Consider the following 18,190-nt stretch of genomic DNA (forward strand, 5'->3'; position numbering starts at 1 on the left):
AAATTAATAACAGTACCGATAATTTTAGGAATTGTTATGGTCCAATTATTTGCAAAAGCAAATGTGTTTGTATGCCTAGCGCTGATACTTTTGGGCTGTTCTGATCAAGGTGAATTACACGTGAAACATCAACAAAGCGGCCAACAGCTAGCACTAAAAGAGTGGCAAGACCCAGAAGTATTTGCTGTAAATAAACTGCCCATGCGCGCCTCGTTTTTTGCCTTTGATGAAGACCCTGGAAAGTTTGTCAGTGAGCCGTGGGATTCCGATAACTACCTATTGCTCAACGGGCAGTGGAAATTCAACTACAGCTTGGCTCCTCAAAACCGTCCTGCCGATTTTTTCAAAACAGATTTTGACGTAAGCGCTTGGGATGATATCCCCGTGCCATCTAACTGGCAGCTGCAGGGTTATGGTGTGCCCAACTACATCAACATGCGCATAGATTTTACCGACAAGCCGGTTGCTGGCGAATTACCTGAAGACTCTAATCCGGTAGGCTCCTACAAACGAGACTTTGAGTTGTCTGAAGATTGGCAAGGTCAGCGTGTTTATCTCCACTTAGGCGCGGTTAAATCGGCCTATTATGTGTGGATAAACGGTCACTATGTGGGGTTTGCACAGGACTCTAAAAGCCCTTCGGAGTTTGATGTCACCGAATTTGCACAAACTGGGACCAATCAAATCGCTATTGAAGTATATCGCTGGTCGGACGGCACGTTTTTAGAGCTGCAGGATATGTGGCGTTTAAGCGGCATCACCCGTGACGTATATCTCTACACAACGGGGCAAACCCGTATTCAAGATTTTCATGCCAGCACTAAATTAGATGATAGCTATCAACATGGTGAATTTGCGCTAAGGGTCAATATTGAAAGCTTCCAAAGACAAGATGATTGGCAGCTAAGTTATGAGCTTTCAGACGACCAACAAACCATTGTACTGAGCGGTCGGCAAAGCATAGATGATACAAAAGCTAATCAAGCGCTTAGCTTTGCTGGTGTCGTTGAGAATGTAGATGCTTGGAATGCAGAAGCTCCAGTACTGTATCATTTAAAAATCGCCCTAGAAGACAGCCAAGGTGACATCCAGCACGTGTTGCGCCAGCGAGTAGGTTTTAGAAGCAGTGAGCTGAAAAATGGTAATGTGTTGATCAACGGTCAGCCGGTTTTGTTTAAAGGCGTTAATCGTCACGAACACGACCCTGTTACGGGGCAAACGCTCTCTCGCGAATCTATGCGCAAAGATATGGCGCTGCTTAAACAATATAATATAAATGCGGTGCGTACAGCACATTATCCTAACGACCCATACTGGTATGAGCTTGCCGATGAATATGGGATGTATGTGGTAGATGAGGCGAATATTGAGTCTCACGGCATGGGTGCAGCTAATCAGGGGCACTCCTACGACCCTGATAAGCACATGGTCAACATGCCACATTGGCGTGCTGCATATTTAAATCGCGTCGAGAATATGTACGAACGGGATAAAAACCATGCTTCGGTGGTGATTTGGTCTATTGGTAACGAAAGCGGCGATGGTCCAAACATTGAAGCGCTTTACGACTGGCTGAAAACACGCACGTCTTTTCCGGTGATGTCTGAGCAGGCGCAGTTGCGTCGTCATACCGACATGTATAGCCAGATGTATGCCAGCATCGATACGCTTATTCACTATGCCGAGCTTGGGGAAACTCGCCCGCTCATTTTGTGCGAATATGAGCACGCCATGGGCAACTCCATGGGTAACCTTGCCGATTACTGGCAAGTCATAGAGCAGTATCCTATTTTGCAAGGCGGCTTTATATGGGACTGGGTGGATCAAACCTTTTTACGGCATACCGACGATGGGGAAGCCTTTTGGGCCTACGGCGGTGACTTAGAAGAGCCGGGTATGTATCACGACGGTAATTTTAGTGCCAACGGCATGTTAGCCGGTGATCGCACACCTAATCCTCATGCTTTTGAGGTGCGCCAGGTGTATCAGTACATTGAGGCCCACGCCCTTGATATGAGCAAAGGGCAAATAGCGGTTAAAAATAAACGCTTTTTTACCGATTTAAGGGATGTTGAACTACACTGGCAGCTGAGTGCTAATGGCGAGCAGGTGCAGTCGGGTAAAATCGAACAGCTCTCCATAGCGCCTCAATCTCAGCAAACTATTGACCTAAATTATGCGCTGAGTCCAGCCGCCGGTACAGAGTACTTTATTAACATTGAATTTGTGCTCAAGCAGGCAAAGCCTGGCTTGCCAAAAGGGCACGTAGTGGCTCGTCAGCAACTTCCTGTAATGAGTCTTCAGCAAGCATTGCCTATCCAAATGCACGATGACCATATTAATTCAGGGCCTGCCAATTCCGTTGTTGAGGTAAATGACTCTGCAGAGGCTTTGATATTGACTGCTGCCGGCGCCCGCTATTCATTTAGTCGGCAAAACGGCTGGTTGGAGCAGGTTAATGTGGCCGATCACGATTTACTTATGGCGCCCCTACAACCCGCTTTTTGGCGCGCACCGACCGACAACGATTTTGGTGAAAATTTTTCTGAAAAAGCCAAGGCATGGAAATACGCAGGAGAGCACAGTCAACTGAGTAAATTTGCATACCAAAAACGAGAGAATGGCGGCGTATCGATTACCACTGAACACTATTTAGAAAAAGTAGAAAGCCGATATTTGGTCACCTATGAGCTCATGCCAAATGGCGCGTTAAACATGGATATATGGTTTTATGCCGGGCCACACAAATTTCAAAGTGAACTGCCGCGTTTAGGTTCATTGCTGCAAATGCCTAGCGAGTTTGATCAGGTTTCATGGTACGGAAGAGGCCCACACGAAAGTTACTGGGATCGCAAAACATCGGCATTTGTGGGGCAGTATTCAGCCACTGTAGACGAGCTATACTTTGGCTATGTGCGCCCTCAAGAAAACGGTTTTCGAACCGATGTGCGCCATGCCTCATTTACTAATCAAGATGGTATAGGCTTTGACGTAATCGGGGGGCCGTTGTTTGAGTTTGGTGCGCAGCGTTTTGATGTGCATGACTATGATCAGTTCGAAAAAGCCGGTATGCATCCACATGACTTAATCGAAAAAGACCGGGTGTATATCAACATTGATTACAAACAGCGCGGCATCGGCGGAACCGATTCTTGGGGAACGCCGCCGCTCCCGAAGTATCGATTGCCTTGGCGCGACTATCGCTATCAAGTCACACTAATACCGCTAGCTGGAAAATGATAACTTAGGCTCCACTGTGAGCCTTAGTCATAAACTAAACGTGACTAGACCGGTAAAAATTTAGGCTAAACCGCGAGAGCTAATGATTAATAACGCAGAAATCACCTTAAAAACCAAAGTGTCGTATGGCATGGGCGCATTGGGCAAAGATTTAGCCTGTTCTATCGTGTACGTGTATTTGATGTTTTACTACACCGATGTGGCCGGTTTATCGGCTGCATTTGTGGGGACATTGTTTTTGGTTGCGCGCATCGCCGATGCGGTGACCGACCCGATGATGGGCATGGTGGTAGATAATACACGTTCACGATTTGGCAAGTTTCGCCCGTGGATTGTGATTGGCACTGTAGTTAACTCATTATTCTTAATTGCGGTATTCTCTACTCATATGTTAAGCGGCACCGCGCTATATGTTTATGCTGCGGTGACTTATATCTTGTGGGGTGTCACCTACACCGTCATGGACATTCCGTTTTGGTCGATTATCCCGGCACTTTCCAAAGAAAGGCCTGAGCGCGAACGTCTTGTGGTGTGGCCGCGAATATTTGCAAGTTTTGCATGGATGGTCATGGGGGCTTATGGTTTATGGGCAATCGGAATTTTGGGCGACGGCGATCAGCAAAAGGGCTTCTTTTATTTTGCTATTGCTATCGTAGCCTGTTTTAGCATTGGCAGCTTAATTACGGTGCTAAACGTTAAAGAGAAAGTGACCACCGCAGTGGACCAAAATAAATTGTCGTTTGCCGATATCAAAACCATTGTCGCATCTAACGATCAGCTAAAAGCCTTTATCGGGGTCATGCTTACCTTTAATATCTCCCACCAATTGGTGGGCGGTTTTGCGATTTATTATTTCTCATATGCAATTGGAGACCCCAGTCTGTTTCCAATGTTTATGCTGGTGTCTGGTTTAGCTGAAATGGTGGGCGTGTTTGTATTCCCCTATTTGTGCAGACATTTGCCTCGCTCGAGCATGTGGTTAATTGCCTGCGCCTTTCCGGTTTTATGCTGTTTTGTATTATTTGTGACCGGTATTATTTCACCGCAAAGTGCTTTGCTAGTAGGCGTATCAGGGGTATTGCTTAAATTTGGTGTTGGTATCGCTAATGGGCTGTCTATTGTCATGCTTGCCGATATCGTCGATTACGGTGAGGTTAAAACCGGCTTTAGAAGCGAAAGCATCATTTTTTCGGTGATCGCGATGTTAGTTAAATTTGCAGGTGCATTTTCAGGTTTTATTATCGGTATGGGCTTAACGCTATCGGGATATGTGCCAAACGAAGTGCAGTCAGCATCAACGGTGTTTGGGCTGAAAATAGTCATGCTGCTCATTCCGGTTTTATTTGTGCTGGCCAGCGTACTTATTTATTTGAAGTTTTATAAGCTTAACGGCGATTACTATCACACGGTCTTAGGTCCAAATGCGCAAAAAACTCCAAATATTGCGTAAACGATAGGCCTTGTTTAAGATATCCCCCGACATTTTTCATTGTAAGCATAAAGTTACAGAGGATTTTTATGCGTAATCTAGCTTTAATCTTATTTATGACCTTATTACTCTCAGGTTGTTTGAGCACTTATGTGCCCCCAATGCCGCCGCTTAAAACGGTGCCCAATCCAAAGTTAGGTTTGTATGTGAATGTGTCAAATACGCCAAAACATACTCATGTCGGCACTACGATATTTAATAATGACGTAAAAATGTATGACTATGACTGGCAAATGCAAAGTCGTATTGTAGAGCTCGTAAGCAATAAGATTGAATCTACAACTCAATATGAAGTTGTCGATTTATCATTTTTAAGTCCTGATGAAATCAGCAAGCTCGATTTTGCGACGGTCAATGATAAACAGTGGAAATTAATTGAACAAAATGAAGATTTGCGACAAAAACTATTAGAACGTGGCATTACTGCAATTATGTCGATTGAAGAGACGCCGACGCTTGCACAACTAGCTTGTTCTCAATATGGCTGTACCGAGTTTTATTCGCAAGGCCATGGATTATTTACCCGCAGCTTTTTTGGTCTCGACACCTATATTGCTTCTGCAAGCTACATAATGACAGCCGAGTTACTTGACCCAGGCGTGGACTTGTTTATGTTTGAAACGCTAAGTGAATTCAGAGGTTTTCAGAAACGTCATATCATTCTTGATGATTTTGAGGATCCGAACGATTTTGAAAATATCACAGAAGAAGAGTTTCTGCCTGTTCGAGCGGCCATAGATGACTATCTTATCGAGCTGACCACTACGATTAGTCAATTTTTAAACGGGGAGCTACCAAAGCCCTGATTGAATAAGCAAGCGGCTTTTGAGCTATACGAGCGCTTGTTAAGTAACAATGACAGCTCGGTAAGAACTTTGCGTGAATAAAAAAAGTGGGAATTATGACAACTGACACAATCGACAATGAAGAAATTCAAATGTTTCGCGACATGGTGCTGCGGTTTTTAAAGCAAGAAATTATTCCGCATTACGATACTTGGGAGGCCAACCATCACATGCCTAGAGAGGTGTGGAATACCCTTGGCAGTGCGGGCATTTTATTAGTCGACATGCCTGAAAAATATGGCGCTGCGGGCGCAAGTTTCGATGTCTGTCAGATGATTCAAGAAGAAATGTGCCGTCTTGGTCTGCACGGATTAGCTACGGGCTACAACATTCACGCGAATATTATCGCGCCTTACATCCTTAACATTGCCACAGAAGCACAAAAAGACCGCTGGCTGCCGCCAATGACGTCGGGGGAGGTGTTAACCGCCTTAGCCATGACCGAGCCCGGTGCAGGCAGCGATGTAGCAAACATGCGAAGCAATGCTGTCAAAACCGACGACGGTTATATTTTGAATGGATCTAAAACATTCATAACCAACGGCAATATGGCCGACATGATCATCGTATGCGCCAAAACCGATCCGCAGGCGGGTGCGAAGGGTATCTCCCTGTTTTTAGTGGATACCTCATTACCGGGTTTTTCGACAGGCAAACCTATTCACAAAATTGGCCAGCATAGCAGCGACACCGGAGAGTTATTTTTTGAAAATATGTTGTTACCCCATGATGCCTTATTGGGCCAAGAGGGTATGGGCTTTGTGTATCTTATGCAGGAGCTACCAAGAGAACGATTAGGTTGTGCAGTGCAGGCTATTGGTCATGCACAAGGCGCGTTGGATTTAACCGTCGATTACGTTACCCAGCGCAAGGCTTTTGGTCAGTCGGTGAGTCAGTTTCAAAACACTCGCTTTAAATTAGCGCAGTGCCAAACCGAGCTTGAGCTGTGTCGGGCGATGCTTGAAAAGCACATGGGTAAATACAAGCAAGACAAAATGACCGTCACCGATGCAGCCATGTTAAAACTCGCCGCTACCGAAATGCAGTTAACGATGGTCAATGAATGCTTACAGCTGTTTGGTGGATACGGTTATACCGATGAGTATCCGATTTCACGCTTTTACCGAGATGCGCGCGTACAAACCATCTATGCAGGTAGCTCTGAAATCATGAAAGAGGTGATTGCCCGAGGCATTTTAGGGCGTTAATAATCGCATCATGGTTGATTTCAGTTTTATTCTGGCGGCGGTGCTGACGCTCCCCTGAAAAAGCTCAGATTTCTCATCAGTGACGGTATAAGGCCAAGTGAAGCAGTCACCGCAGCAATAATCGACTGGAGAGATTGGCCGGTGCTAACGACTATCATCACAGCGAGCACCATAATGGCCACTAACACAGGGATACGAATATACTGCCACGAGCTGACATTCACCTCGGCTAGCCATTGTGAGAATCTATCTTCACTTTCTGCGGTTAACACAAAGCGTCTAAAGCTTTCGTTAACGATAAACCATCCGCAGTCTCTATAAATATAGCCTCGTCGCAATAACTGCTCAAGGGTTACCACGCTGCTTGGGTTTAGGGTGGCACCCATGGCCAGTTGAAACAATAAAATGCGTTCGTCGAGGGTGCACTGCGCCCATTTTTGTCGGTATATTGCTCCTGCATGTGAGCTGAAAAAATCAATGATTTGATCGTGTTTCCAATGCGCTTCGATATGTGAGAGCTGCTCTGAGTACATGCTTTTGAACAGATTCTCGACTTTGTGTAGTTGAAACCACCCTTTGCTCTCAAACTGCAGAACGTCTAGCGCATTAGCATTAACCGCTAACCTAGATTTGATGGGGGGCGTCCAATCGTAAAGCTTGGTGTATTCGGCGATCAGTGTCGACCAAGTTAAGACTTCGTTTACATCAGCATATTCAGTTTCGGGTACGTCAGGATAGGCCTTTTGATTACATAAGCGAAACAGCGGTGACACTTCGCATAAAAACACCACGCTTAGGTAGGGTAATCGATGAATCTCTTGGAGCAGAGATTGCGCTAATATTCGCTCAGATGATTTAAATGCAAGTCGCTCTAAACCTTTGAGTACCAATACCAAAGGCTGCATGACTAGCGGTTGGCCATTTTTGTTATTGCCGTTTGCTTGAAATGCCTTGAGTCGATTCAGTAACAAAAATTTGCCGTTATGTTGTATGAGCGCCTGGCTGACATCGATGGCTTGATTTTTAAACACAGTTAAGCCGCTGGCTTGCTCTATCTGTGCAACGGCCAGCGCTTCGTTAGTACGCAGCAGTAAAACTTTAAAAGGTGCGCCCTGTGCTGATAACTCCCTGATTCTCGCCTGCCACTCGCGATTTTCACCGCCACTTGGCAACATAAAATTATCGGGAATGTGCTCGCCCATCATCCTCTGTACAATCATTTTTTTGCAAAACTTGTATGTGATGATTAGCGTGAGGATCATTGAAAACAGCACCAACAGAGGTCGGTTTTCTACGGCTTCTTGCAAAAATTTATTGCCATCGTAGGCTAACATGCTGTTTTTAGTATTTAGCTGTGCGAACTGAAATAAGTCTTGATTTAAGCTTGCGCCAAAGGCTTGCTGACGCATCAGTGCATTGACCATTGCATCCACGCAGATTACATTTTTTGCAGTATCTTGAGGCCCACAACCGCCTTTGGCTTTTGTATCTTGCTCGACCTTCTCAATAAAACTCGCATTCACGCCGCCCTTGCTCTTTAAAACGGGCAGCAATATTGCGTCAGAATTCAAGTTAACTGAATGTTCGAGCTCGGGACGAATCAAACGAAGGTAGTCTAGGCGTTTTTGTTCATACTCAGAAATACGTTGTGCAATATGCTCTGATTCCTGATGCGCTTGAAAACTTAATAAGTAATGATTACTTGAATTTATTAGCATAGCAGCAGGCACTACAGCAAAGAACCACAGCAGAGATGCCATATAAGCAACAAAACTAAAGCTAAAGCGGGTATGTTCAGCAGCAGGTTGAAATAGAGAAATACTCAACACGTTTTGATACCAGCTATACAGTCGCGATTCTGACCATCGCTTTGCAAACAAATTAGAATGCGCAGCGATGTACACTAGCCCGCCTAAGGCCAAAATGCTCAATGCAGCAGCAGTGTAGATTAAACTAACATCATCATAATTGATACTGTATTGACTGTAAGTTAGCTTGCCAATAATTGCGCCGCCAATAAACAGTAAAACGAAAGAACTAATTGGATGCGACCAAAATATTGCTCTGCTAGGCAACACCCCTATTTTATTGCAGATTATTAATAGCAGCATGGATGCAAAAAATGCCCAGATAGCGACTCTAAGACTTAAATCGATGAGCGATGACATCAACAGTAATAAGCAGATCGTAGCCGCAAAAATAAGCACTGCAGTTGCGCCAAAATTGACCCTGTGGTATCGCTGAGTGTGGTCTTTGTCTCGCACGCTTTCAGGTTTTAACACTCTAAAGGATAAGATATTCGACCAAATCAGTTGATTACTAATGAAGCGATTCCATAACAGCAATACCAGCATAAGCTGCACGAACAGAACTACCGCGACGAGCAGCATCCATAAATTATGTTCACTTATGTCATCCACATTCACAAACACAACAACATGCCAAGGTACTTGCTCAGATAGTGGACTTGCTACAAACAGGTGTTCAGCATTCCGATAAACGGTATTAAATGAGACGCTATCAAGCATGTTGACTTGGCTGTTCTTTGCGATGAGCGAGCGGATATGCTCTTCGTTATTTGTTTCCACCAGAATATTTTCAAGTAAAGCTCTGGATTCGTCAGAATGATATAACACCTCACCATCGTCATTAAATACCGCATAGCCAAAGCCCTTTGGCATGATCCGCTCAAAAAAGGTATTCATTTTCACACTCAAACTAACCACATTGCGTTTGTCTGTGTCTAAGCTCGTGCTGGTGTAGTCGGCGTATGCAAATTGGGTGGAGAGTCGGGCATCACTTACGTTTTTAATGCGTTGGACATACAGACCATTAGCACAATTATCGCGCGCGTCGTCGCGAGCAAACCAAAGTTGGCAGGTAATTGCCATTTTAAAATATGCGCGGTGATTCAAAGAAAAGTCTGTAAAGTTATAAGAGGACTCAGAAATGCGCAGTATTGGCAGCCGCGTTGGATTAGTCGCAGGCTTACCAAAAAGGGTATCATCTGACAGAGCAATTAAGCCCTGATGATTTAATTTAAATGCACTCTCAGCAAAGATTGAACCAATCTGTTGCTCCGATAAATAATGCTTAGGCGTGTATACAAGCTCAACACCGGTTTGGTTAACCGACCAAACATCTTTGACATCTTTACCACGAAGTTCATTGGGTGGGACCGTAACAAAGGTGGTAGATAAGTCGTCTAATACACAAATAATCTCAAACTTTTGAGTCTGACTTTTATTTTTGTCGCCAGCAAACCTACAGGCACCGTCGGTCACTGATAAATTGTTTTCAATACTATTGATCAGTGGAGCATCTAATTGAGAGTCTACATTTTCTTTTAGCGCCGTCACTTTTTGAAGTTCGTCTGCAAACTCGGTGATGATGGTTTGTAACTGAAATTCTGCTTGCGCTTTTTTTGTATCAACTAAATGCGAAAAGAACAACTGATGGTTAACCGTAATGGCTAACATGCCCAGTAACAGCACGCACCCAGTAAAGAACAAGCTAATGTCGGTTTTCGTAAAGTGTGAGCGTGAACTGGTAAAGCGAGTTTTGAGGATTGGGATCAGCGCACTCAGAATGAGTAATGAAATGAATATCCAAAGTCCTATACCGGGCGAGACCGATAATTTTGCAATTTGCATCTCGGTTAGTGGCGCCATGCCTAATAAATAGTAGGTTACCGTTTCTTGGTTGCGTAACGATAGGGTGATGGGCTGAACAAAGATGCGATAGCCGATACCCGCGATTTGCTTGTCTAAGGTGCCACTAAAGGCTGGGAGGCCTTTTTCTTCAGGCTCAGCAGTTTGCTTGTTGTAAAGTTCATGGAGTAGTTTTTCAACAGAATGAAATTCAAGATCAGCTGCATAAGTCGAGTTTTCTAAGTAGACTTTTTTAGCAACTAGTTGCCCCTGACCGTCAGACAAGATAACAATTGGAAATGACAATAGCTTTTCTGGGAGAAGGTCTGCGGTATTGACTTGTATAGCATGGCGCTTTGTAGATTTGTTTGTGTCATTATCTGCGCAATTACCGTTATTGTTAGTTGGTGGGCCAATATAAACGGTTCTAAAGTCGGGAGTAGTGAATACCCCAGCATGACACGAAATCGTCCCCACTCCTTCTGCTGTTGGGCTATGCCTTAGTAGCGTTTTCTCATCCGTAGTGGTTTGCAGACGAGCGAGTGCCGGCGTGTTTCTTGCCCGGTTGACTACATCATTTAAATTATTAATCGACGAGCCTGCATCACGACGCTGCAGCAGGTCGGTAATGGTTTTACCTAAACGAGAGAACTGCTCAATCGAACTTCCTACACTATGAGCGACAGTGTTTAGCTCACGAAAGTGAAGTTGATTTTGATAGTCTTCATTTTTTTGTATTTTAAAAATGTAAACAGCGCTTGAGACAATAATGACTAAAACTAACACAATCGAAAATACGATGAGATTTGAAAAACGCTTTTTCTGAGGTGACATCCTCTGTACCTTTGTTAAGTTTCGTTTTCTATTTTTGATAGTAGCACTTGGTTAAAAATTACACAATGGACTGTGCTGTGCAGATCATAACAAGACTAAACGTATAGTAATCAATGCACTCACCGGGTTAATATGAGCCGCACAAGTACCAGTTAAAGGGCTAAGAAATGCAGCAATATCGATTCGATGAATATGAATTTAACGCCCGCTCGCGTGAGCTGCGCTATCAGGGCCAACTCTTCGCAACACGTCCTAAAACACTTAAATTACTTCATTATTTGATTGAGAACAGACAACGTTTAGTATCAAAATCTGACATTATGCAAGCGGTTTGGGGGACAGATGACGTTCGCGACTACTTACTATTTCAACTAATGAGCGAAATTCGAAAACTTCCATCTAAGACCAAATTAGTGAGAACGCAGCCCAACGAAGGCTATCAATGGGTAGCGCCCACAACTATTACTAAACGAATCAATGCAAGGCAAAAACTCGTTGCTAGTATGATGCTCGGCGCGTGTTGCCTGTTAATTTATTTAGTGGTGCCACTCACTGCAACTGACACCAATCTTGCACAACGTTTACCGGCCTTTGAAGCATTCAGCAAGGGCGTAGTCGCCTTAGAAACGGGTGAGCGCAAAAAGGCGATAGAATGGCTAGAATTTGCGTTGATAGAAAACCCTGAATCAACTGAGTTCAGGTTGTTTTTGGCCGATGCACTTTACCAAGACAAACAAACCGAAGCCTCACTTATTCAACTGCAGAAGATCCTTGGTAGTGCTGATTTAGATCCCTATAGCAAAATGACAGCAACTGACTTGCTCAGTCAAATAAGTCAACATCAGGGACGCTTAGATAGTTCTTGGTCTTACGCAATAAATACGCAAATATCGCTATACCAGTCAAGATTAAATATCAGTCTGAATGAAGCCATTGGCCAATGCTCCGCTGAAATGATTGGCGAGCGGATTCGGATGTTAGAACAAATGCTAGTGCCACAGTCTGGCATTCCTGTCGATAATACAGACTTCGCAAAGCATTCATTAGCGCCGCCAAACCTGAGAGTCGCCAGAGCTGAAATGCCCGAATTGAGCGAAGATGTTTACAAAGAGCAATGTGAGCAACTTAAGGCCAAACCCATTAGCACATCATATTGTGCGCCTTCACCAACAAGTGAGTTATATGCGAATAGGCAACGGCATACGCTTTTATTTGTAGGTTAAGTGTATGAATTAAAGTTATTTATATTTTTTTATAGATGTTTTTAGTTTATTTATAGATGCTAGCTAAGACACTCTTACTGCTTTACATGAGGTAAGAGTATATGCAACAAAAGCATTCACGATTCTCGCTGATCAAGCCAAAGCGCTTAATAACATCCATCAAAAAATATGTGGTTATGAGCATAGGCGTAGCAGGTTTGATATTTTCGCCATTAAGCCTTACACAAGAAAACACTAGAAGTATCGTCAATACTAAACTGCAAAAGGTGTTTGGTGAACAAGGGTTTGTAGTAACACAACATGATGAAAAGCTGCTCGAAATAAGCGTGGGAGGTGAGTTTTATTATGCGACACCCGACGCCCGATACATCTTTGCGGGCACGGTATTTAATACCGACAGCATGCAGAATATCTCAGTGCTGCGCAAAAACAGATACCGAAAAGAGCATTTAGATTCACAGGCGAAGGATCGGTTTATCAGTTATCCGAGCAACAACGAAAAACATGTGGTAACTATCTTTACCGATATCGGCTGTCCATATTGTCGAAAGATGCACGAGTACATGGATGAATTTAATGCGCTCGGGATTACCATAAATTATGTCATGGTGCCTGGAGGAGGCAAAGGCTCAGCCAACTATCAAAAAACGATGTTAGCTATGTGTTCAAAGGACCCTGCCGAAGCCATTAACCAAGCTATGGCAAATAAAGCACTGTCAGAACAAAGCTGCACAGAAGAAGGTTTATTTGTTAAGCAAGAAGCGCTGATCGATGCACTCAAAATTACGAATACACCGAGTATTGTGTTACCTAATGGCGAGCTTAGGTTGGGTCTAACAAGCCCTGCTCAATTGATGTCTTTTATTGAGCAGCAATAAAGTTTACAAAGGCAAAAGCTTTTTAGCTTTTTGCCTTTGATGACGGTTGGTATATGTACTCAGCTTTTGCAAAGACTGAGTTTAAATACCACCGTAGTTTGTGGAAACGTAATCGGCAGCTGCACACCCATTTGCATCAGCAGTTCTGCGCTATAGATTTTATTCTCGATGACTTGTAAAACCGAAGGTGTGTATTCGTATAGCTTGCCCGGCCATACGATATTTAGTTGATATGAAGCCTCAGGGTCTAGACCAACAAAGCGATATTTTCTGGGCTGTGTGCGCTTGGTTTCATTAATGCTGTTGTAAGCAAATAGCGCTTCGCGTTTGTCTTTTGCAACTATGCCAAAATCGATGCTGTCGCCGTTGCTATCTATTCTAAACAAATCACCGTTATGAATAAGGTGTCGATTCGCTTTGTGTAGCTCAAAGCCTCTTTTAAGCAGTGCAACTTCTTCTTGGGTCAGTTCTCTAGGGTCCATTTCCATGCCCATGTGACCAAACATAGCGACACCGATGCGGGTAGAAATCGGAATATGACGGCCCGTGATATGGCAGTCTCTTGGACCAACATGAGAGCCCATGATCCCAGAGGGAATAAAAAACGAGCAGCCGCGCTGAATACTGAGACGGTCCAGAGCGTCATTCGAATCAGAGGTCCAAAAGCGGTCGGTGTGGGCAAGCACGCCATAATCGATGCGTGCGCCACCAGATGAGCAGCTTTCAATTTCTACTTTAGGATGGGCGGCTTTGACCCTATCAATGAGGCCATACACTGCTTTTGTTTGCGCGTGCACGGCGCTTATACCATATTGATTGCCGGCATGATTGATATCTCTATTCATGTCCCACTTGATGTATGAGATATGTGGGTACTCACTTAATATGTCATTCATTTGTTTGAACAAATAGTCGCATACCTCGCTGCGAGTTAAATCCAGCACGTATTGATGGCGAAAGGCAATTTGTTGATTACCTTGTGTCTGCAATACCCAGTCAGGGTGGGCGCGAAACAAATCGCTGTCTGGGTTGACCATTTCAGGCTCAAACCATATGCCAAAGGACATGCCCTTTTCGACAACGTGGTCAATAATCGGCGATAGGCCGTTAGGGTAGATCTTAGTGTCGACAATCCAGTCACCTAAACCCGCCTTGTCGTGACGTCGGCCTTTAAACCAGCCATCGTCTAGCACAAAACGCTCGGCACCTGTTTCGGCTGCGATATCGGCTAGTGATTTTAAGGTGTTTACATCGTGATTAAAGTAAATCCCTTCCCACGTATTGTAGTGAATCGGGCGAGGCTTCTGATGAAACTGAGGGTTCAAAAGGGTTTGACGAACAAAATTATGAAACTGCTGAGACAACTTTGTCAGGCCTGAGTTACTGAAACTCACAAAAAGAGAAGGGCTGCAATATTCTTCGCCCTGTGCCAATACAATTTCGTTATTGCCAAGCAGTTCACCCATTTGCACGTAAGTGCGTTGCTCAGGTAAAAGCTCTACACGTGTGCGATGATTTCCGCTCCAGCCTAAATGAAAACCATAGCACTGACCTTGTCGCTCGGTAGTGTGAGTGTCGTGCATCACAAGGCCAGGAAAGTTGTCGTGGGAGGTCTTTCCTCTGCGATTTTCTCGTGAATATGCACCTAAAAATATATCGATGGTGCGGGTCTGAAACTCTTGCGACCATCGGCCTTCAAAGGCCATCAATTTCGTCATATGATCGGGCAGTGCAAAGGTAGGCGCAGCCAAATCATCTACCGACACGTCTTGGTCAGAATGATTAATTACTTTTGTTGTGCACTCCAACACGTTTGAACTGTGGTCAAATCTTAGGTGATGCTGTAGTTCAATGTGGCGAATATCATCTCTGGAGACAAACGTCGCTTCAGATTCTGAAACATGTTCAACACTAACTAAGCGAGTGCCAACTGACCAAGCAATGCCACCGTCATCTAAGCTAATGCCGGGATGCCCAGTAAAACCATCACCTAAACAGGGAGTAAAACCAAGAGGCACTTCTTCTACTAATGCGCACTTTGCCTCTTGGCGGGTGCTGAGTTCACTCAACATGTTCTCAGTACTGCGCTCTGACAGTTTTACGCCAAAGTAATGAACTCCCGGCACACCGCGCCGACAGTCGATGAATAGGCTTGAATCTTGGCTTTGTAAATGAACATATTTAGGCAGTGTGGGCATGTTGAGTCTCAACCAAACGAATTAAAATGGGACGCTGAAAATAGCAGTTGTGTTTAGCTTGAAGTAAGCGCTTATATAACGTAATAATACACCAACTTTTAAACTATCATATAAATATGTAAAAAGAATAGCTCTATCATTTAGCGTTTATAAAATGCGTTTAGCTATTGTTGAGGGAGTCGAGTATGTTAGGTGTCTGCTATTACCCAGAGCATTGGCCAGAGTCAATGTGGCAACAAGACGCACAAGAAATGAAAGCGCTAGGTTTAACGTATGTAAGGTTGGCAGAGTTTGCATGGTCGAAAATTGAGCCACAGCCACTGCAGTATAATTTTACTTGGTTAGACAAGGCTATCGACACCCTTGCGCAAGAGGGTCTAAAGATAGTGCTTTGCACACCAACCGCTACACCACCAAAATGGTTGATTGATAAGTTTCCTGATATTTTGCCGGTGGATATTCATACTGGTCAGGTGCGCGGATTTGGCTCACGCAGACATTACGATTTTTCGAGCGAAAACTACCATCGAGAGTCGATGCGTATTAGTGAAGTAATGGCCAAACGCTATGCAAAGCACCCTGCAGTCGTGGGCTGGCAAACCGACAACGAAATTGCCTGTCATGACACTGCTCACTCTGGCTCAGAAAATGCTAAAAAGGCTTTTCAGACATGGTTAAAGAATAAATATGCGAATATTGATGCACTCAATAGCGCTTGGGGCACCATATTTTGGTCGATGGAATACCAAAGCTTTGAACAAATTGAGCTGCCCATATTAGCGGTAACTGAAACTCACCCATCGCACCAACTGGCATATCGCCGCTTTAGCTCTGATCAAGTACTGAAATATCACGATGATATGGTGGCAGTGCTTCGCAAGTTTTGCCCCAATCATTTTGTGACCCACAATTTTATTCCGATGGTGGACACACAAACCGACAACTTTGCCTTAGCTAATAAGCTCGACTTTGCGTGTTACGATAATTATCCCCTAGGGCGCACTGATTTATTCTTTGCCAATACCGATACAGAAAACTTTTCGCGCTACATGCGCACAGGGCACCCAGATTTTTCGAGCTGCTCATTTGACCATATACGTGGCATTAGCAAAGGGGATTTTTGGATCATGGAGCAGCAACCAGGGCCAGTTAACTGGGGTCATCACAACCCTCGACCGTTGCCGGGCATGGTGCGCTTTTGGTCATGGGAAGCAGTTGCGCATGGCGCCGCGACTATTTGTTATTTCAGATGGAGGCAGGCAGCGTTTGCCCAAGAGCAAATGCATGCAGGTATTAAGCGAGTAGATAACTCTAAATCCATTGCTTGGTACGAGGCTGAGCAATTTAGAGATGAATTAGCGAAAACCGGTTTTGATTTAAGCGCAAAAGTAAAAAGCCAAGTCGCCATTATTATGAGCACCGAAAACCAATGGGTTACCGAAGTAGAGCGTCAGGGCGACAGTTTCAATCAACAGCGGGTTGAATTTGAATATTACAGCGCGCTGCGTCAGTTAGGCATCGACGTTGATTTTATTTCATCAAGCAATGACTTTAGTAAATACAAACTGGTTGTTGCGCCGTGTTTGCCTATTGTAGATGAAGACTTCGTCACTCGTTGTAAGGCTTCCAACGCCCACTTTATATTTGGTCCACGCAGCGGCAGTAAAACTCATGAGCTTACCTTGGTACCCAATTTAGCACCGGGCTTATTGCAAGCGCTGATCAAAGTAAAAGTATCAAGCGTGGAAACCTTGCGAGAAGATTGCAGCGAGGCCTTAATGTTTAATAGCCAAACATATGTTAGCAACCGCTGGCGAGAAGAGCTGATTGAATGTGAAGGTGTTGACATTGTTGCTAGATATCATGATGAGCAAGCTGCAGTGGTGGCTAACAAACAGGCAACGTATATTGCGAGTTTAACCGACATTGCGTTTTTAAAAGCCCTATTTGTGCAGTATGCCGAGCAGTTGGCAATTAACACCTATGAACTGCCTGCGGATTTGCGTGTTTCCATAAGGGGCAATTTTGGAGTGATATTCAACTACGCAGACAAAGCTCAGGTTTTTTCATCGACGAACCATATCGAGTTTGTGCTCGGTGATGGCAATGTTCCGGCATATGGTGTGTCAGTATTTAAACTCGTTTAATAAAAGCGCTTGAGATAAGCGACCAGTTGATAAAAGCTAATTGGTCGTTTTTTTTGTCTATTCTGTCATTTACGGTATCAAATACATCGTTTTTTATCTTCCATACCCCTATTAAACATATTTATAATATAAATAGTTTATAGGCCTTTTCGCTTATGTTAGTGCTCTTAAGCACTTTATTGGCGTCTTATGCTTAGCCTTATAGTTTTGTTGAAGGGCTGCTAAGTTCATGAAAATTATAATATAAAAATAAATATAGAACGAAAATCAGGGTGCTTATATGCTGATAAATAGACACACGGCACTTACCTTTTTTGTAAAGAATCAGATCAATTTAAATGTTAATGCAATGTTGACAACTCATATAAATACTACTTAACATGGGGCCGTGCTAGCGATTCATGAGCGACACACACAACACACTCACAAATTTGCAGTTACAGCCGGCTCATTAAGAACCAAAAATAACAACGAGAAT

9 protein-coding genes are annotated in these 18,190 nt (G+C 44.0%); 7 read left to right on the top strand and 2 right to left on the bottom strand.

Annotated features, from left to right (window positions below; translation table 11 throughout):
• Positions 1-36 precede the first annotated feature (36 nt).
• From AB9H30_RS11550 to AB9H30_RS11565, 4 genes are all read left to right on the top strand, one after another.
• Complete coding sequence (locus AB9H30_RS11550) at positions 37-3,240, top strand: glycoside hydrolase family 2 TIM barrel-domain containing protein (protein WP_371194821.1); 3,204 nt, start codon at positions 37-39, stop codon at positions 3,238-3,240.
• An 82-nt stretch (positions 3,241-3,322) separates the two neighbouring features.
• Entirely contained in the window at positions 3,323-4,690 is a 1,368-nt protein-coding gene (melB, locus tag AB9H30_RS11555) for a melibiose:sodium transporter MelB (RefSeq protein WP_371194822.1), read from the top strand.
• 68 nt (positions 4,691-4,758) lie between these two features.
• A complete protein-coding gene (locus AB9H30_RS11560; RefSeq protein WP_371194823.1) occupies positions 4,759-5,535 on the top strand; it encodes a hypothetical protein in 777 nt (258 codons plus the stop codon).
• Between the two features lie 95 nt (positions 5,536-5,630).
• On the top strand, positions 5,631-6,782 hold the full coding sequence (locus tag AB9H30_RS11565; protein ID WP_371194824.1) for an acyl-CoA dehydrogenase family protein: 1,152 nt from the start codon (positions 5,631-5,633) through the stop codon (positions 6,780-6,782).
• Between the two features lie 26 nt (positions 6,783-6,808).
• On the opposite strand, the gene AB9H30_RS11570 is transcribed toward AB9H30_RS11565, so the two are convergent.
• A complete protein-coding gene (locus AB9H30_RS11570; RefSeq protein ID WP_371194825.1) occupies positions 6,809-11,266 on the bottom strand; it encodes a hypothetical protein in 4,458 nt (1,485 codons plus the stop codon).
• A 167-nt stretch (positions 11,267-11,433) separates the two neighbouring features.
• On the opposite strand from AB9H30_RS11570, the gene AB9H30_RS11575 reads away from it, so the two are divergent.
• Together AB9H30_RS11575 and AB9H30_RS11580 are read left to right on the top strand one after the other, a co-directional pair.
• The gene (locus AB9H30_RS11575; protein ID WP_371194826.1) at positions 11,434-12,489 is read left to right on the top strand and encodes a winged helix-turn-helix domain-containing protein; all 1,056 of its coding nucleotides are present in this window, start codon (positions 11,434-11,436) and stop codon (positions 12,487-12,489) included.
• Positions 12,490-12,590: 101 nt separating this feature from the next.
• Positions 12,591-13,367, top strand: coding sequence for a DsbC family protein (locus tag AB9H30_RS11580; RefSeq protein WP_371194827.1), 777 nt, complete (start codon positions 12,591-12,593; stop codon positions 13,365-13,367).
• Positions 13,368-13,426: 59 nt separating this feature from the next.
• Here AB9H30_RS11580 and AB9H30_RS11585 read toward each other — a convergent pair whose 3' ends face one another.
• Positions 13,427-15,565, bottom strand: a complete 2,139-nt coding sequence (locus AB9H30_RS11585; protein WP_371194828.1) for an alpha-galactosidase — start codon at positions 15,563-15,565, stop codon at positions 13,427-13,429.
• Positions 15,566-15,750: 185 nt separating this feature from the next.
• Here AB9H30_RS11585 and AB9H30_RS11590 point away from each other — a divergent pair, with 185 nt between their 5' ends.
• Positions 15,751-17,712 carry a beta-galactosidase gene (locus tag AB9H30_RS11590; RefSeq protein WP_371194829.1) on the top strand — a complete coding sequence of 654 codons (1,962 nt, stop codon included), beginning with the start codon at positions 15,751-15,753 and terminating at the stop codon, positions 17,710-17,712.
• The last annotated feature ends 478 nt before the right edge of the window (positions 17,713-18,190 follow it).

It is taken from the genome of Glaciecola sp. SC05 (assembly GCF_041380235.1).
GTDB lineage: Bacteria > Pseudomonadota > Gammaproteobacteria > Enterobacterales > Alteromonadaceae > Glaciecola.